Raw genomic sequence first — 16,344 nt, forward strand, 5'->3', positions numbered from 1 at the left:
ACCCATGCATACCGCCGACCAGATCCTGTTCCTGCTGAAGACCCGCGGGCCCAACACCGCGCAGCAGCTGGCCGAGATCCTCGACCTGACGTCGATGGGTACTCGGCGCCACCTCGAAGCGGCCCAGGAAAAAGGCCTGGTGACATACGAGGACGTGGCTGAGAAGGTGGGACGGCCGGCGCGCCGCTGGCTGCTCACGGCCGCGGGCCACGCCCGCTTCCCGGACCGGCACGCCGACGTCACCGTGCAACTGATCGACCAGGTCAGGGCGCTGTTCGGCGACGCCGCGATGGACCAGCTGATCGTGGCACGCGAGGGTGCCAGCGAAGCGGCCTATCGGGCCGCGATCGGCAGCGGCACGCCGCTGCCCGAGCGGGTCGCCGCGTTGGCCCATGCGCGCGACCTGGAAGGCTATATGGCCGAGGTGGCGACGGCGCCGGACGGCGCGCTGCTGCTGGTCGAGAACCATTGCCCCATCTGCGCCGCCGCCCGTGCCTGCCAGCAGTTCTGCCGCTCGGAGCTGGATGTGTTCCAGCGTGTGCTGGGTCCCGATTGCAGCGTCGAGCGCAGCGAACACCAGCTGGCAGGGGCACGCCGCTGCGCCTACCGCATCGTTCCTGTGTGACGGGGCTGGCGCCACGATATGCGCCGCTCGTGTACAGTAGTCAAAAACACAAGGGAGGTTAGCATGGCAATGGAAGAAGAAATGCGCCGCAAGTTCGTCGCCGAAGTCTGGCACCGCTTCGAGGAACTGCAGAACTGGGCAATCGCCAACTGGCCGGACAGCGAGCATCCGCTGTCCACGTCCGACTTCGTCGAGGGCCGCAAGGAGATCCTTGGCCTGGGCCTGCCGCCGGCGCAGAAGCTGAAGCAGGACCCGCAGGCGGCACCCGAGCCGGAAGACGGCGGCCCGCAGTACCTGGACGTGACGCCGGCCCCGTGGCCGTGATCAGCCCTGCCGTGCCGGCGCCTTGCCGGCATGCGCCAGCACCCATGCCAGCAGGCTGACGACGAGGCAGCCCAGCACCCCGCACGCCAGTTTGAAGGCGCTGTCGAACAGCAGCGGCGCCACCAGGCCGGACACCAGCGCGAACAACGTCATCTGGATGAACGACTGCATCGACGCGGCCAGGCCGCTGTTGTTGGGGAAGTGGTTCAGCGCCATCAGCGACAGCGGCGGCATCGCGATGGCCAGCGCCAGCGAATAGAAGAACAGCGGCAGCACGGCCCACGGGATCGCCGCCGTGAACAGGTACGTGTAGGCCACGTTGGCCAGCGCCGCCAGCGCCATGCCCGCATACGCGATCCAGACCAGCTTATCCTGCGCGTAACGGTGCGCCACCTTGCCCGACACCGCCGACCCCACCACCATGCCCGCGACGAGCGGGATGAACAGCCAGGCGAATGCCGTCTCCGGCAGGTGCAGGATGTGCATGACGAAGTACGCGGCCGAGCCGATGTACAGCGCGAAGCCGCCGAACGCCACGCCCAGCGCAACCGCCAGCAGCAGGAACTGGCGATGCCGCAGCACCTTCAGGTAGTTGCCGGCGATGGTCCCGAAGTGGAACGGGTGGCGGTCGCGCGGCGCCAGGCTCTCCGGCAGCCAGCGCCAGACGGCGAACATCATCACGGCGCCGAACAGCGCCAGGAACCAGAAGATCGAGCGCCAGCCGTAGCTTACCTGCAGCCAGCCGCCCAGGATCGGTGCCAGCGCGGGCGCCAGGCCGAACACCATCATGATGTGGCCGAGGATCTTCTGTGCCTCGGCGCCGGAGAAGCGGTCCTGCACGATGGCGCGTCCGACAACGGAACCGGCTCCGGAAGCCAGCCCTTGCAGCACGCGGCAGGCCAGCAGGAAGCCCAGCGAACCCGCCACCGCGCCGCCGACGCAGGCGCCGATGTACAGCACCAGCGACCCCAGGATGATGGGGCGACGGCCGAACGTATCCGACAGCGTGCCGTAGAACAGCATCATGAACGCAAAGCAGAACAGGAACAGCGACAGCGTCTGCTGCACGGCCAGGGGCGTCGCGCCGAACTCGGCGCCGATGGCGGGGAAGGAGGGCAGGTAGGTGTCGATCGCCAGCGGACCGACCATCGACAGCCCGGCCAGGAGCACGGTCAGCAGAATATTCATGGAAGGAGTATCGTTGATGCTGCTTTACAAAAGATCGCGACGAAAGAACTGCGGCGTTGTCGCGATCGGGGCGGCTATTTTACGCGAGCGCGGCCGTTCGTGCAGGAGCCCCGCGCATATCGATATGCGGTAACAGCATAACGCCGCGCGAAATTATTCTTTAGAATGCGTGCCCCGATTCAGTAAGCTGCTTTTTTTCACGACCAAGATCATGACAATCGATACCTTCGACGGCACCGGCGTCAAGCCGGCACACTGGGACCTGGATGCGGTCGTGGCGGCGCTGCGCGTCTCGCGCGAGGCCACCCATAATATCCGCCACCAGCGCCGTATCCGCGAACTGCCGTCGCGCGAGGCGCTGACGACGATCGTCAACGGCCTGTTCGCCGTGCTGTTCCCGACCCACTACGGCCGCCCCAATCTCACGGACGAGAGCATCGACTACTTTGTCGGCGATACGCTCAATACAACGCTGAACCGCCTGACGGAACAGGTCCGCCGCGGCCTCCAGTTCGCCGACGGGGTGGAGGCGACGGAAGAATCGCTGACGCAGCGCGCCCACGAGATCACGCGGCAGTTCGCGGCCAGCCTGCCGGACATCCGCGCGCTGATCGTGTCGGACGTGCAGGCGGCGTATGCCGGGGATCCCGCCGCCACGTCGATTGCCGAAATCATGCTGTGCTATCCCGGCACCATCGGCATCCTGCATTACCGCCTGGCACACCAGCTGCACAGGCTGGGCTCTCCGTTCATCGCCCGCATGATCTGCGACATCAGCCACTCGCTGACGGGCATCGACATCCACCCGGCGGCGACCATCGGCGCCAGCTTCTTCATCGATCACGGCACCGGTGTCGTCATCGGCGAGACGGCGATCCTGGGCGAGCGCGTGCGCCTGTACCAGCACGTCACGCTGGGCGCGAAGCGCTTCCCGGCCGATGCGTCGGGCATGCTGATCAAGGGCACGCCGCGCCACCCGATCGTCGAGGACGACGTCGTCATCTACGCGGGCGCCACGGTCCTGGGCCGCATCACCATCGGTGCCGGCTCCACCATCGGCGGCAACGTCTGGCTGACGCAAAGCGTGCCGCCCAACAGCAGCGTGTCGCAGGCGCAGATGAGGAATGACTGAATGCGCGACTGAGCGCGGCCAGGACCGGCGCGCTACTCGGCGGGCGGCCCCACGTCGGTCGACTCGGGCAGCGTGAAGTCGCCCCGCTCGAACGCGGCCAGCACCTCGCGCGCCGCCTCCAGGTCGGCTTCCGGCACCAGCACGCGCGTACCGCCCAGCGCTGGCGCCAGCAGGAAGTTCACCTGGACGTGCTGGTCGTCGGCGACGACCGCTGCGATCCCTGCCGCGCGCAGGCAGCCGCGCAGCAGGTGGGCCTCGGTGGGCACGAGGCGGCGGGCGACGAGGCGGTAGTCGGTGGTCATGGTGCGCTCCGGTCAAGGCGATGTGCCATGCTACCACCCGCACGTCAGGCGCGGTTCCCCAGGCTGTCGTGCCACGCCAGCAGGCGCCGCTCCAGCGCCTGCATGACGCTGTCGCTGGCCTTGCCCAGCAGCGCCAGCAGCAGGATCGCCGCCAGCACGATGTCCGCACGACCCGTCTCGCGCCCGTCGCTGAGCAGGTAGCCCAGGCCCCGGCTGGCGGCGATCAGTTCAGCCGCCACCGTGAACAGCCATGCCAGCGACAGGCCGTTGCGCAGGCCCGTCAGCAGGGCCGGCAACGCGGCCGGCAGCAACACCCGCCGCGCCAGGCCGACATCGCTTACGCGGACATCCAGCCGGTGTTCCTGCCGCCGTCGGATGCGCGCGCAGCGTTCGAGCGGGGCGCCGTCGATGCCTGGATGCCGACTACCTGAAGCAGGTCGCCGTCGCCGCCGACACGCTGGGCTACGACGGCGTGCTGCTGCCGACCGGCCGCTCGTGCGAGGACGCGTGGGTGGTGGCTTCGTCGCTGATCCACGCAACGAAGCAGCTGAAGTTCCTCGTGGCGGTGCGGCCCGGCCTGTCCACGCCCGGCCTGGCGGTGCGCATGGCGTCCACGTTCGACCGGCTGTCGAACGGGCGCCTGCTGATCAACGTGGTAACGGGCGACGATCCGACCGAGCTGGCCGCGGACGGCCTGTTTGCCGACCACGCCGAGCGCTATGAGATCTCCGATGAGTTCATCCGCATCTGGCGCGGCGCGCTGTCCGGCGCGGGCGGCGATGCCGGCTTCGACTTCGAAGGCAAGCACCTGAAGGTGAAGGGCGCCAGGACGCTGTACCCCCCGGTGCAGAAGCCGTATCCGCCGCTGTACTTCGGCGGCTCGTCGGCTGCGGCGCACGACCTGGCGGCCGAGCAGATGGACGTCTACCTGACGTGGGGCGAGCCGCCGGCGGCCGTCGCCGGGAAGATCGCCGACATCCGCCAGCGCGCCGCTGCGCATGGCCGCACGGTCAGTTTCGGCATCCGCCTGCACGTGATCGTGCGCGAGACCAACGAGGCGGCCTGGCGCGCGGCCGACGAGCTGATCTCGCACCTGGACGACGACGTCATCGCCAAGGCCCAGGCCACGTTTGCCCGGATGGACTCGGAAGGGCAGCGCCGCATGGCCGCGCTGCACGGCGGCCGGCGCGACAAGCTGGAAGTGTCGCCCAACCTGTGGGCCGGCGTGGGCCTGGCGCGCGGCGGCGCCGGCACCGCGCTGGTGGGCGACGCCGAGACGGTGGCCGAACGCATCCGCGAATACCAGGCGCTGGGCATCGAGACGTTCATCTTCTCCGGCTACCCGCACCTGGAGGAGTCGTACCGCTTCGCCGAGCTGGTGTTCCCGCTGCTGGGCAAGGGCAAGGCCAGCGGCGAGCAGTCGATCACGGGGCCGTTCGGGGAGGTGATGGCGACCGATATCGTCCCATCCGTACCCTCCGTGCCGAGGAAGGCTGCATGATGGGCAGCGCCATCATCGCCGCGCCGCGCGCGGGTGGGCCCGGCGCATGGCAGTCGGTTCGGGCCGGCCTGGCGCCCTGGCTGCTGCCGATCGCACTGCTACTGGCGTGGGAGCTGTCGGCCCGCACCGGCTGGCTGTCCAGCCGCATCCTGCCGGGACCGTGGGCGGTGGCACAGGCCTTCTGGGCGCTGGCCGTGTCGGGCGAGCTGTGGACGCACCTGCGCACCCGCCTGTGGCGGGCGCTGTCCGGCTTTGCCGTCGGTGCCGGCGCCGGCCTGCTGCTGGGACTCCTGACGGGCAGCTTCCGCCGCGCCGAGACGCTGCTGGACACGACCTTGCAGATGATCCGCAACATCCCGGCGCTGGCGCTGATCCCGCTCGTGATCCTGTGGTTCGGCATCGACGAAAGCGCCAAGCTGTTCCTGCTGGCCGTCGGGGTGTTCTTCCCGGTCTACCTGAACATGTTCCATGGCATCCGTTCGGCGGACGCCCAGCTGATCGAGATGGCCAGGAGCTACGGCTTGCGCGGCTGGCCGCTGTACCGCGACGTGATCCTGCCGGCCGCGCTGCCGTCGATCCTGGTAGGCGTGCGCTTCTCGCTGGGCCTCGTGTGGGTGCTGCTGATCGTGGCCGAGACGATCTCGGCGCAGGCCGGCATCGGCTATATGACGATGAACGCGCGCGAATTCCTGCGGACCGACGTGGTGCTGGTGGGCGTGCTGCTGTACGCGCTGCTGGGCAAGCTGGCCGACCTGTTTGCGCGCGGCCTGGAACGACGCCTGCTGCGCTGGAACCCGGCGTACCGTTGATGACGAAAGGATGACCATGCTGCACGCCACGATCCCCATCGATACCGAGCTGTTTGTCACGGCGCCGGCCGCGCCGGTCGAGCGCCGCAGGCAAGCCGCGCCCGCGCTGTTGCCACGCCAGGGCGCCGCCGTCACGCTGCGGAGCCTGACCAAAGCCTATGGCGAACGCACCGTGCTGGACGCCATCGGGCTGCGCCTGGACGCGGGCGAGTTCGTCGCCGTCGTCGGGCGCAGCGGCTGCGGCAAGAGCACGCTGCTGCGCACGATCGCCGGCCTCGTTGCGCTCGATGGCGGCAACGTCGACGTCGACCCCGGCACCACGGTGCGCATGATGTTCCAGGAGCCGCGCCTGCTGCCGTGGAAGACGGTGCTCGACAACGTGGCGCTGGGCCTGGCCGATGGCGGGCCGCACGCGGCGGCGCAGGCGCTGGCGGCCGTCGGCCTGGCCGAACGTGCCGACGCCTGGCCCGCCGAGCTGTCGGGCGGGCAGCGCCAGCGGGTCGCGCTGGCGCGGGCGCTGGTGCACCAACCGTAGCTGCTGCTGCTGCTGGACGAGCCGCTGGGCGCACTGGATGCCCTGACGCGCATCGAGATGCAGCAGCTGATCGAGTCGCTGTGGCGCAAGCGCGGCTTCACGGCCGTGCTGGTGACGCACGACGTGCAGGAAGCGGTGGCACTGGCCGACCGCGTGCTGCTGATCGAGGAGGGCCGCATCACGCTGGACGTGGCCGTCGACCTGCCACGCCCCCGTGCGCGCGGTTCGCGCGAGTTCGCCGCCGTCGAGAGCCGGCTGCTGGCGCGGCTGCTGGACGCTTGAAGGACGTCCGTCCCGCGGACCGTCGCAGCTCCGGCTGAGGGTCTGTCCCGGAGGGACAGACCCCACCTCCCCGGGCAGGTGCCATCCGCCGCTCCCCTTTGGCAGATGTGCGGCCGAGTAGCCATCCGCTACCATGTTCTCAATGGCCAGCGGTTTTTATTATCGAGTTTTTCGATAATAAATCGGTAAATTTTCCGTTTTACTCTCCGCCGTGCCCCGCGCATAATGCTCGGGTTCCGTACAACCTCAGACTGGAGAGTCCTACATGAAAAAACTGCTGGCCCTGACCACCACGCTGGCCGCTGCCTTGACTGTCTCCGTGGCAGCGCACGCCGCGCCGGAAACCTACGTCATCGACAACTCGCACACGTTCGCGCGCTTCTCGTACACCCACCTGGGGTTCTCGACGCAGGAGAGCCGTTTCGACAGCACCAAGGGCAAGATCACGCTGGACCGTGCCGCCAAGACGGGTTCGGTGGACGTGACGATCGATGCGAAGTCGGTCAGCACGGGCTCCGACCTGTTCAACAGCCATATCCAGGGTGCCGACTTCTTCGATACGGCCAAGTACCCGACAATCACGTACAAGTCCACCAAGTTCAACTTCAACGGCGATGCGCTGGCGTCGGTCGACGGCAACCTGACCATCAAGGGCGTCACCAAGCCCGTCACCTTGCAGGTCACGTCGTTCAAGTGCCAGCCGCACCCGATGGCCAAGAAGGATGCCTGCGGCGCCAACGCGACCGCGACCATCAAGCGCAGCGAATTCAACGCGGGCAAGTATGCGCCGAACGTCAGCGACGAAGTGAAGCTGACCTTCGCGATCGAGGCAATCAAGGAGTAACACCCCGGCCGGCAGCGCAGGCTGCCGGCGCCTGCATCGGTCGGCGCGTTTTTGCGTTTTTTTTGTACGACAGCCGAGGAACACATGAAACGACCGATGCACTACGCTGCCATGCTGGCGGCGGGACTGGCCGCGCCTTGCGCACTCACACTGGCCCCGACAATGGCCAGCGCGGCCGACCTGATCATCACGAACGCGAAGATCGCGACGATGGTCAAGGAAGGACAATTCGCCCAGGCCGTCGCCGTGGACGGCGGCAAGATCGTGTCCGTTGGCAGCACGGCGCAAATCCTCAAGCACAAGACCCGTACGACCCGCGTCATCGATGGGGGCGGCCGCACCGTCATTCCCGGCCTGAACGACTCGCACCTGCACATCATCGCGAAGGCCTGCACTACAACGCCGAGTTGCGCTGGGATGGCGTGAAGTCGCTGGCCGAAGCCCTGCGCATGCTCAGGGAGCAGGCCGCGCGCACGCCGGACGGGCAATGGGGCGCTGGCGAAACCGGATCGCAACGACCACCTGTTCTACGCCAACGGCTACAACACCGAGGGCGGCGGCGAGAACCTGGTGTGGAGCGCGGCCGATTTCGAGAACTTCCTGGAGCCGCGTCCCGACATGCCGCCACAGATGGAAGGCGAGCTCGAAGCGGTGCTGCGCCTGCTGGTGAAGAACCGCTGGCCGTTCCGTATCCACGCCACCTATGGCGAGTCGATCGAGCGCGACCTGGCCGTCATCGAGAAGGTCAACCGGCACATCCCGCTGGCCGGGCCGCGCTGGTTCTTCGATCACGCCGAGACCATCACGGACGCGCAACTGGCGCGCGTGAAGGCACTGGGCGGCGGCATCGCCGTGCAGAATCGCACGTACTACCAGGGCGAAGCCTACTGGCAGCGCTACGGTGCACAAACCCGCCAGATGCCGCCGATCCGCACGATGCTGAAGATGGGCATTCCCGTCGGCCTCGGCACCGACGGCACCCGGGTCAGCAGCTATGGCCGATGGCCATCGTTGTACTGGGCCGTCACCGGCAAGACCGCCGGGGGCTTGCAGATGTGGCAGCCGGGCGATGCCCTGAGCCGGTTCGACGCGCTGCGGCTGATGACGCGCGGCAGTGCCTGGATGAGCGGCGAGGAACACGTCAAGGGCACCATCGCGCCGGGCCAGTATGCCGACCTGGTGGTGCTGCCGCGGGATTACTTCACGATGCCGGCAGATGGCATCCGCAAGCTGGAAAGCATGCTGACCATCGTCAACGGCAAGGTCGTGTATGGCGCCGGGCCATTTGCGCGAGTGGCCCCGGCCGCGCTGCCGGTCGAACCCGCATGGAGCCCCATCAAGGTGTACGGTGGCTTCCAGAACCGGTAAGGCGGCCATGCGAAGTCTGCCAATCTTGCGCGCGTTGACCGGCGCGGATGCGCGGCTAAGGAGGAGTTGTTGAACCCATGGGGTCAGGCACCGATCGGCGGGGCGCAGACCCGCGGATCGGTGCCCGACCCCGGTGTCTACAGCAGCCCGGAGGCGCCCAGGGCGGCGCCGGCTCCCAGCAGCCACAACAAGTGGATGCGGGTGCGCCACAGGACCAGCGCTGCGCCGGCGGAGACGAGGTACAGCGGCCAGTCCGCCGCCGTGCCGCCGTTGGCGCCGGCGAGTACGATGCCCGTCGAAACCAGCATGCCGATTACGAGCGGGGCCATCCCTTGCTTGAACGCGCGCACGGCGCGCAGCTCGCGGTTGCGGTGGCCCCAGCCGGTGGCGAGCAGCATCAGCACGCTGCTGGGCAGCATGATCCCGATCATCGTGACGAGGACGCCCAGCACGGCCGCCACGTGGCTGCCCGCGTTCAGCCCGACCGTCCAGCCCAGCAGCGCGACGAACAGCACGTTCGGTCCTGGGGCGGCCTGGGCGATGGCGATCGCGTCGGCGAATTGCTGCTGCGTCATCCAGCCATGTTGTTCGACCAGGTAGCGGTGCATTTCGCCCGTGGTGGAGATGGCGCCGCCCACCGACATCAGCGACAGCACCAGGTAGTGGGCGAACAGGTCGATCCAGTCGTGCCACGTCAGCACGATATGCACGACAGGCACGACAGGCGCGCCGGCGCTCATGGCTTGAGCCGCCGGTAGGTCAGCACGCAGCCGGTGCCGCCCAGTACCAGCAGCACGGGCAGCATCGGCAGGCGCAGGACCGCCAGGGCGCCGATGGCCAGCAGGGCCAGCGTGGCGGTCAGCGGCAGCGGCAACGGATGGCGACGCAGCGTGGCGGCCAGCTTCACGCCGGTGGCGACGATCATGCCGGCCGCGACGGCCGCCATGCCGCGCAATGCGCCGGCCACGCGGGGATCGGCGGCAAACAGGGCGTACACCGTGGCCAGGGCCAGCACGACGAGCGATGGCACCAGCAGCATGCCCGCCAGCGCGGCCAGGGCCCCCGTCAGCCCGAAACAGCGGTTGCCGATGACGAGCGACAGGTTGACGACGTTCGGCCCGGGCATCGTCTGTGCCACGGCCCATTCCTCGACGAACTCCTCCTGCGTCATCCAGCGCCGCCGCTCCACCATTTCGCGTTGGACGACGGGCAGCACGCCGCCGAACCCTTGCAGGGCCAGCAGCGTGAAGGCGACGAACAGGTGCGTGCGCGACCTGGGTCGCGCGGGGCCGTCGGCAGGTGCGACGCCGGTGGCGGTCGAAAGGTCGGGCGCGGCAGGGGGCAGCGGATCGGCAGGCATTGCGCCATTATCCCCGCGCGCCGCCCTGCTGTCACCCCGGGGTCAGCCGCCGCCGATGCCCTCGGTGATGGTGCCGCTGCCGCCGCAGTTGGGGCAGGCCTTGCCGTCGGCCTGCTTGCCGCTGCCGGCGCAGGCAGGGCAGATGTCCTCGCCGGTGCCGGGGGTACCGGCGGGGGCTTCGTCACCAGGATTCATGGGCGGGGTGGAACTGGTCATGGCAATCTCCTGTCTGATTGGGTGAGCGCAGCTTAGCGCGAAGCGGCTTGCCGCACTGCGCGGCAGCTAACACAGGGAGACGCTGCCAGGGAGACGCTGCCAGGGAGACGCCGGCCGCCGGCCGGCGCAGCCAGTCACAAGGGCAACGATGGGTTGACTTTCAGGATTCATGTCCAATACTCTTGTCAGGCCGCGGCGCATTGCGCTATCTCATACATCCAGCAATATTTCTCCACGAGGACTGCAATGGAAGCGATCGATACGCGTACCGCGCACCCGCATGTGCGCAAGGACCGGCTGCACAGCGACATTGTCGACAAGGGGATCTTGCTGCAGGGGCAGGTCGGCACCGTTTGCGCGCTGGAATACCTGAAGGCCCACAGTATCGCGGTGGACGTCATCCAGCGCGTATTGGCGGGCTCGGCACGGCGTCGTCCGGTGCACTAGCGTCGAAGGGCCTGCGCTGGCGCACGTCGGTTATGCACAAAAATTGTCAGAACGAAAACGCGCCGGATTTTTTGCGCGAGCTCGGGATTGTCTGCAGATGAGGCTGTAAGTGCTTGATTTTGCTGGTGGCTGTTTCTGCCTGTTGAACGGGCAGTTTAAGGAAAATGGCGTCGTTGCGGGCGCTTTGCCTTGTCAAGAGGCCCTTATCAACAAAGTTATCCCCAAGTCGTGTGGATATTCCAAAAAATGCTTTGCAATCCAAGACTTAGCGTCGAAATAAGCGACGCGGGCGCCGGGTTGGCACGAGCGTGGAATGCATGCGCCGCGGCCCGTCAGGCAGGCGGCACCGCCGTGCCATCCCCCGCCTCGAGACGAGCTTCCAGTACCAAGCGGTCGGCACCCGGGCTGGGCTGGGCCGACAGCGCCACCCGCACCGGGGGCTCGCCCAGCTCGACGGTACCGGTCCAGCTCCTGCCGTCGCGCAGTGCCTGCAGCGCACCGTTGGCGGCGGCATGCACCGATGCCAGCGCCGCCTGGGCCGCGGCGACGCGGCGCTGCGCTTCCGACAGACTGTGATACCCGCGCAGCGACGCAATGACCGTGGTAAACAGCTTGCGGGTGGTCAGGTCGGTCTTGCACCAGAAATCGTTGATGTCGTAATCCAGGATAATGCCGTGCTCCAGCGCCTGGCCGGGCTGTCCGGTGCGCAGGACGATGCGGACGAGGGCGTTCTGCAGCTCGTCGCGGATCCGGGTGGCGACCCGCAGGCCCGCGTCCGTCGTCTCCATGATCACGTCCAGCAGGACCAGTGCGACGTCGTCGTGCTGGCGCAACATCTGCAACGCCTCGTGACCACTGTAAGCATGGAGGAACGACAGGCGGCGCCCCATGAATACCGCATTACTGAGCGAAAACTTGGTGACGACGTGCACATCGACGTCATCGTCGACGATCAGCACTTTCCATGGCGCAGGCGCCACCACCGCCACTTCATCGGCGGCCGGCACCTCGTCTTCAATCATCCAGCCTTCGCTGGCGTCGTCGGCTTTTGATTCCATTGTTTCGCTCGCGGCAAGAAAACCATCATCGTCCCCGCTATGACACTATTCCTCCTCGGCATTTTTGTCAAAGCATTCCCTTGCCGCACCCGGGTCGGGCCCGGGTACAAAAATATTTACCGCGACAGCGCGAGCCGCCGCGAAGGCCGACCGGCCCATCCGTAAGTGCCTGATTTTATGCACCAAAAAATTTGCCTCCTGAACAGGCAATTTGTTGAAACCCGCACCAATACAGCGTCTCCAGCCTGTCAAGCCCCGCTTTTCCACATCGTTATCCACACCTGAAGTGGATAAGTCGAAAAACGGCTTTAGAAACTGCCTGTTAGCAATCATTCCTCAAGCAGCTCAGCGGTATGAAACCGCGCCTCGCGCCGGCCTGGCAAGCTTGCACGCGTCCACGCGCGCCCTTACGGTAACCATAATACAACGGCAGTACGAAGCTCACCGCTGTTCTTCGCCTACGGCACGACAGCCCCGCTGCCAGCGGCACCTGCCGATCGGCATCCAGGATTCTGGCTGCCGCTGTGCCTCGGCAACGTTACAAGGGTACGGTAGCCAGGTGCCGCAACTGCTCGAAGCGCTCCAGGAACAGCGTGTAAGCCCGTTCCGGTCCCACCGGCTCGATGCGGCCCGGGTGCGGTGGCGGCAGGTGGCCCCACTCGATCCATGCCGGCGGCAGCAGGTCGCGCAATTCCGTCGCCATGCTGACGAGATCGGCATGCTTGATGATGGGATCGTCGTCGTCAAAGCCGAAGCGCCGCCGCAGTGCCTGCTTCACCGGCAGCACGCGTTCGCGGACATAGCGCCGCCCCAGCATCACCTTCACGGGCGAAGGCCAGTCGCCCAGGAATTCCTCGCAATCGTGCAGCAGCGCCGCATACGCCAGCGCGGGCGGCACCAGCCGCGACACCATGACGCAATGCTCGGCCACCGAATACCACGGCCGGGCGGCGCCGCCCCAGCGTGGCTGGGAAGCCAGGCACAGCGCGATATCCGTGATGGGCAGGCCCGTCGCATCCGGCGCCAGCAGGTCCAGCACGAAACCCGATGGCAGCAGGATGGCCGTGCGCCCGTCGGGCTTGTCGCCAGGCCGGTCTACAGGGCCGTTGAGCAGATCGCATCGCATGATGGGCAGATTATAATACGAACACTGTATGAATGTACAGTGGCGCGCGGCTAGCGGGCCACGATGGCGAAACGCAGCGCCAATTCGTCCTGCACGGCCATCGCGCCGCCCAGTACGGCAAACGGCACCAGGCCGAAGTCGGTCTGGCGCATGGCCAGCGTACCGCTGGCGACCACGCCGTCCGCGGCGCTCGTCACGGCGACGGGTACGTCATACCGCCGCGTAACGCCATGCAGCGTGATGGCGGCCTGGACGGTCTGGGGGCCGGTGCGCTCGATGGCGACGTCGACCCAGGGGTAGCGCTCGGCGTCCAGCACGCGCGTCAGCATATTGTGGCGCGTGCCGGCGATCGCCTCGGCGGAAAGGATGGTGTCCAGCCCGGCCTGCGCGCGCAGGGCGGGTTCGTCCACCGTCAGCTCGTCCAGGCGGAAGCGCAGCGCCGCGCGGTTGCCGGCGGGATCGACGGTGCCCACCACGGTGCGGGCCGCCACCACGTGATCGTGGCCCAGCCGGGCCAGCGGTCCGCCGCGACGCACCGTGATGGCGATCAGCGAAGCGGCGCTGTCGACGCTCAGTACGCCGGTAACGGGCGGCGGCACCGGCGCGCCGGCGATGGGCGAGGCGGGGAGCGCCGAGGTGGGGCCGGCAGCAGCGCCAGAAGCAGGTTCAGAAGCAGGGTCGGAAACAGGTGAGGGCGCACGACAGGCTGCCAGCGCCAGGACGGCGCCGGCGGCACCCAGCAGCGCACGCTTGCGGTTTGAAAGGGAGATCGGCATGGCGCCAGTGTAGCGCATGGGCGGACGCGACGACGGCGCAGCCGGCCGGAGCCGGACTGCGCCGTCTTATGGTCTCGACGCGAGCGTCACACGGCCGTCATTTTGCCGTGAGAAGATGCGCCTGCTCTTTCAAATCTCTCCCGATTTGAAATTTTTGACCCGCGTCGCCGATGCGGGTTTTTTTTGCCCGCGCGTCCTCTTCCAGGCGGAACTGGCGCACCATCTGCGCCAGGCTGGCCGCCTCGTCCTGCATGGCGCTGGCAGCGGCGGCCGCTTCCTCGACCAGGGCGGCGTTCTGCTGCGTCACCTGGTCCATGTGCGTGATGGCCGTGTTGACCTGCTCGATGCCGGCCGTCTGCTCTTCGGTGGCGCTGCGGATCTCGGCCATGATGTCGGTTACGCGGCGCACACTGTTGACCACTTCTTCCATCGTGGTACCGGCCTGCTCGACCAGGCGGCTGCCGGCCTCGACCTGTCCGACGGAATTGCCGATCAGTTCCTTGATTTCGCGCGCGGCGGCGGCACTGCGCTGCGCCAGCGTGCGCACCTCGCCCGCCACCACGGCGAAGCCGCGGCCCTGTTCGCCGGCCCGGGCCGCTTCGACTGCCGCATTCAGCGCCAGGATGTTGGTCTGGAAGGCGATGCCGTCGATGACGCCGATGATGTCGACGATCTTCTGCGACGACGCGTTGATCGATCCCATCGTCTCCACCACCTGCGCCACGACGGCGCCGCCGCGGGCCGCCACATCCGACGCGCTTTGCGCCAGCTGGTTGGCCTGGCGGGCATTGTCCGCGTTCTGGCGCACCGTGGCCGTCAGTTCTTCCATTGAGCTGGCGGTCTGCTCCAGGTCGCCAGCTTGCTGTTCCGTGCGCGAGCACAGGTCCTGGTTGCCGGTGGCGATCTCGCTCGAGGCGGAGGCAATGTGTTCGGCACCGGTGCGCACCTTGCCGACCACGGCCGACAGGTGGTGGCTGATGCCGTTCATCGCCTGCGTCAGGCGTGCGATCTCATCCTGGCCGCGCACGTCCATGCGCACCGTCAGGTCGCCTGCGGCGATCTGGCTGGCGGCCCGCTCGACCTCGGCCAGCGGGCGCGTGATGTAACGGCGCACCGCGAAGTACAACAGCACCGAGAACACGAGCAGGGCGGCAAAGCCCAGCAGCACGTAGCGGTTGCGCAGTGCCGTCGCCTCGGCCGTGATTTCCTCGGTATAGGCGCCGCCGGCCAGCACCCAGTTCCATTCCTTGAAGTAGCCGTACACGGCGATCTTCTCGCGTGGCGCCGGTTCGTCCGGGTTGGCCCACGGGTAGCGGATCACGCCTTCCTTCTTCTCCAGCATTTCGCGGATGAACGCGTTGCCGTTGGCGTCCTTCGACTCCAGGATGCTGTCGCCTTCGCGCTTCGGGTGCACGATCAGCTTGCCCAGGTTGGGGCCGGGCGTTGCATTGAGCACGTAGAAGTAGCCCGTCTCGCCGACCTTGATCGACTTGATGCGCTGCTTCAGCGTGGCCACCTCGTGGGAGACATCGACGCCCACGTACAGCACGCCAACGATCTTGCCGGTCGCGTCGCGCACCGGGTCGTAGCGGGTGATGAACTGTTTGCCGAACAGCGTGGCCAGGCCGGTATAGCTCTGGCCGGCGCGCAGCAGCGCGTAGCCGGGGTGCGTCCGGTCCAGCATGGTGCCGACGGCGCGGGTGCCGTCTTCCTTCTTGACGGAGGTGGACACGCGGATGAAATCCTCGCCCGTGACGGCAAATATGGTTGCCGTCGCGCGGCTCTGGGCGGTAAAGCGGTCGGGGATCGTGAAGTCGTTGTTCAACACGCGCTCGCCATCCTTGATCGTTGGCGCCGGCTTGCCGCCCACCTCGACGATGGTATCGCTATCGAGGCTGAACTTGTTGTCGAACTGGGCGCTCAGGACCTTGGCAAAGCTGTTGGCCTCGCTGGTGACGGCGGTGTTGAACAGGTCCACCATGTTCTTCACGCCGTCGAGTTCCTGGCGCACGCTGTCGGTGGCGCGTTGTTCCAGCAGGCGACCGGTGCCGATGCTGATGATGACGATCAGGCACGTCAGCACCAGACTGATCAGGCCGAAAGTGAGCAGGGTGATGCGGGTCCCCACGCCCCAGGTGTTGGGATGAAACGATTGTTTGGTCATAATGAATTCCTTAGTTTGGAAGTCCCAAAACCTGGTCGGCATCTGCGGGCGCTGCCGCATCCAATCGGCGCCCCGTCTGCTCGGGTTTTTGATGCCGGTTTTGAAACGTTTTCTTTCTTTCCTTAATGAAGTTCTAAGCCTCGAGAGAATGAAAACTGGCAAAGTGTAACCCGTACCGCGCAATAATTGTTGAGCGGCAGGTTGCCGGATTCCTCAAATCCGGCACAGTTTCTTCTGTCCGGCACGCCTCGTGCCAGGGCGGAACCTCGCTCTTTACCCTTGTGATA

At 67.0% G+C, this 16,344-nt stretch carries 17 protein-coding genes and 3 pseudogenes; 10 read left to right on the top strand and 10 right to left on the bottom strand.

Annotated features, from left to right (window positions below; translation table 11 throughout):
* Positions 1–4: 4 nt before the first annotated feature.
* Positions 5–625 carry a helix-turn-helix transcriptional regulator gene (locus PX653_RS04215; RefSeq protein ID WP_277416673.1) on the top strand — a complete coding sequence of 207 codons (621 nt, stop codon included), beginning with the start codon at positions 5–7 and terminating at the stop codon, positions 623–625.
* A gap of 63 nt (positions 626–688) precedes the next feature.
* A complete protein-coding gene (locus PX653_RS04220) occupies positions 689–949 on the top strand; it encodes a hypothetical protein (protein WP_277416674.1) in 261 nt (86 codons plus the stop codon).
* On the opposite strand, the gene PX653_RS04225 is transcribed toward PX653_RS04220, so the two are convergent.
* Positions 950–2,137: a multidrug effflux MFS transporter gene (locus PX653_RS04225; RefSeq protein ID WP_277416675.1), complete on the bottom strand. Its 1,188-nt coding sequence runs from the start codon at positions 2,135–2,137 to the stop codon at positions 950–952.
* A 211-nt stretch (positions 2,138–2,348) separates the two neighbouring features.
* Here PX653_RS04225 and epsC point away from each other — a divergent pair, with 211 nt between their 5' ends.
* The gene (epsC, locus tag PX653_RS04230; protein WP_277416676.1) at positions 2,349–3,269 is read left to right on the top strand and encodes a serine O-acetyltransferase EpsC; all 921 of its coding nucleotides are present in this window, start codon (positions 2,349–2,351) and stop codon (positions 3,267–3,269) included.
* 32 nt (positions 3,270–3,301) lie between these two features.
* On the opposite strand, the gene PX653_RS04235 is transcribed toward epsC, so the two are convergent.
* Positions 3,302–3,571 carry a putative signal transducing protein gene (locus tag PX653_RS04235; RefSeq protein WP_277416677.1) on the bottom strand — a complete coding sequence of 90 codons (270 nt, stop codon included), beginning with the start codon at positions 3,569–3,571 and terminating at the stop codon, positions 3,302–3,304.
* 44 nt (positions 3,572–3,615) lie between these two features.
* Positions 3,616–3,915, bottom strand: a pseudogene (locus tag PX653_RS04240) (ABC transporter permease subunit); the annotation flags it as partial.
* 62 nt (positions 3,916–3,977) lie between these two features.
* Between PX653_RS04240 and ssuD the strand changes: the two are divergent.
* The 6 genes and pseudogenes from ssuD to PX653_RS04270 form a co-directional block, all read left to right on the top strand.
* A pseudogene (gene ssuD / locus PX653_RS04245) lies at positions 3,978–5,072 on the top strand (FMNH2-dependent alkanesulfonate monooxygenase); the annotation flags it as partial.
* Positions 5,069–5,881 carry an aliphatic sulfonate ABC transporter permease SsuC gene (gene ssuC / locus PX653_RS04250; protein ID WP_371876413.1) on the top strand — a complete coding sequence of 271 codons (813 nt, stop codon included), beginning with the start codon at positions 5,069–5,071 and terminating at the stop codon, positions 5,879–5,881. The pseudogene ssuD and the gene ssuC, both read left to right, overlap by 4 nt.
* Positions 5,882–5,897: 16 nt before the next feature.
* Positions 5,898–6,698: pseudogene (locus PX653_RS04255) on the top strand (ATP-binding cassette domain-containing protein).
* 265 nt (positions 6,699–6,963) lie between these two features.
* The gene (locus tag PX653_RS04260) at positions 6,964–7,542 is read left to right on the top strand and encodes a YceI family protein (protein WP_277416678.1); all 579 of its coding nucleotides are present in this window, start codon (positions 6,964–6,966) and stop codon (positions 7,540–7,542) included.
* Positions 7,543–7,626: 84 nt separating this feature from the next.
* Positions 7,627–7,968, top strand: a complete 342-nt coding sequence (locus PX653_RS04265) for a hypothetical protein (RefSeq protein WP_277416679.1) — start codon at positions 7,627–7,629, stop codon at positions 7,966–7,968.
* 96 nt (positions 7,969–8,064) lie between these two features.
* A complete protein-coding gene (locus PX653_RS04270) occupies positions 8,065–8,910 on the top strand; it encodes an amidohydrolase family protein (protein ID WP_371876458.1) in 846 nt (281 codons plus the stop codon).
* Between the two features lie 137 nt (positions 8,911–9,047).
* On the opposite strand, the gene PX653_RS04275 is transcribed toward PX653_RS04270, so the two are convergent.
* From PX653_RS04275 to PX653_RS04285, 3 genes are read right to left on the bottom strand one after another with little or no spacing between them, the layout of a single operon-like run.
* Positions 9,048–9,650, bottom strand: coding sequence for a chromate transporter (locus PX653_RS04275; RefSeq protein WP_277416680.1), 603 nt, complete (start codon positions 9,648–9,650; stop codon positions 9,048–9,050).
* Positions 9,647–10,270 carry a chromate transporter gene (locus PX653_RS04280; protein ID WP_277416681.1) on the bottom strand — a complete coding sequence of 208 codons (624 nt, stop codon included), beginning with the start codon at positions 10,268–10,270 and terminating at the stop codon, positions 9,647–9,649. The genes PX653_RS04275 and PX653_RS04280 overlap by 4 nt, the downstream gene beginning before the upstream one ends.
* A 42-nt stretch (positions 10,271–10,312) precedes the next feature.
* Complete coding sequence (locus PX653_RS04285; protein WP_277416682.1) at positions 10,313–10,486, bottom strand: hypothetical protein; 174 nt, start codon at positions 10,484–10,486, stop codon at positions 10,313–10,315.
* A gap of 246 nt (positions 10,487–10,732) precedes the next feature.
* Here PX653_RS04285 and PX653_RS04290 point away from each other — a divergent pair, with 246 nt between their 5' ends.
* On the top strand, positions 10,733–10,933 hold the full coding sequence (locus tag PX653_RS04290) for a hypothetical protein (RefSeq protein WP_277416683.1): 201 nt from the start codon (positions 10,733–10,735) through the stop codon (positions 10,931–10,933).
* A gap of 332 nt (positions 10,934–11,265) precedes the next feature.
* Here PX653_RS04290 and PX653_RS04295 read toward each other — a convergent pair whose 3' ends face one another.
* The 4 genes from PX653_RS04295 to PX653_RS04310 form a co-directional block, all read right to left on the bottom strand.
* A complete protein-coding gene (locus tag PX653_RS04295; RefSeq protein ID WP_277416684.1) occupies positions 11,266–11,991 on the bottom strand; it encodes a PleD family two-component system response regulator in 726 nt (241 codons plus the stop codon).
* A 538-nt stretch (positions 11,992–12,529) separates the two neighbouring features.
* On the bottom strand, positions 12,530–13,117 hold the full coding sequence (locus PX653_RS04300; RefSeq protein WP_277416685.1) for a hydrolase: 588 nt from the start codon (positions 13,115–13,117) through the stop codon (positions 12,530–12,532).
* Between the two features lie 50 nt (positions 13,118–13,167).
* On the bottom strand, positions 13,168–13,911 hold the full coding sequence (locus PX653_RS04305; protein WP_277416686.1) for a YceI family protein: 744 nt from the start codon (positions 13,909–13,911) through the stop codon (positions 13,168–13,170).
* Positions 13,912–13,990: 79 nt separating this feature from the next.
* Entirely contained in the window at positions 13,991–16,057 is a 2,067-nt protein-coding gene (locus tag PX653_RS04310; RefSeq protein ID WP_277416687.1) for a methyl-accepting chemotaxis protein, read from the bottom strand.
* Positions 16,058–16,344 lie beyond the last annotated feature (287 nt).

The sequence above is a fragment of the Pseudoduganella chitinolytica genome (assembly GCF_029028125.1).
GTDB lineage: Bacteria > Pseudomonadota > Gammaproteobacteria > Burkholderiales > Burkholderiaceae_D > Rugamonas > Rugamonas chitinolytica.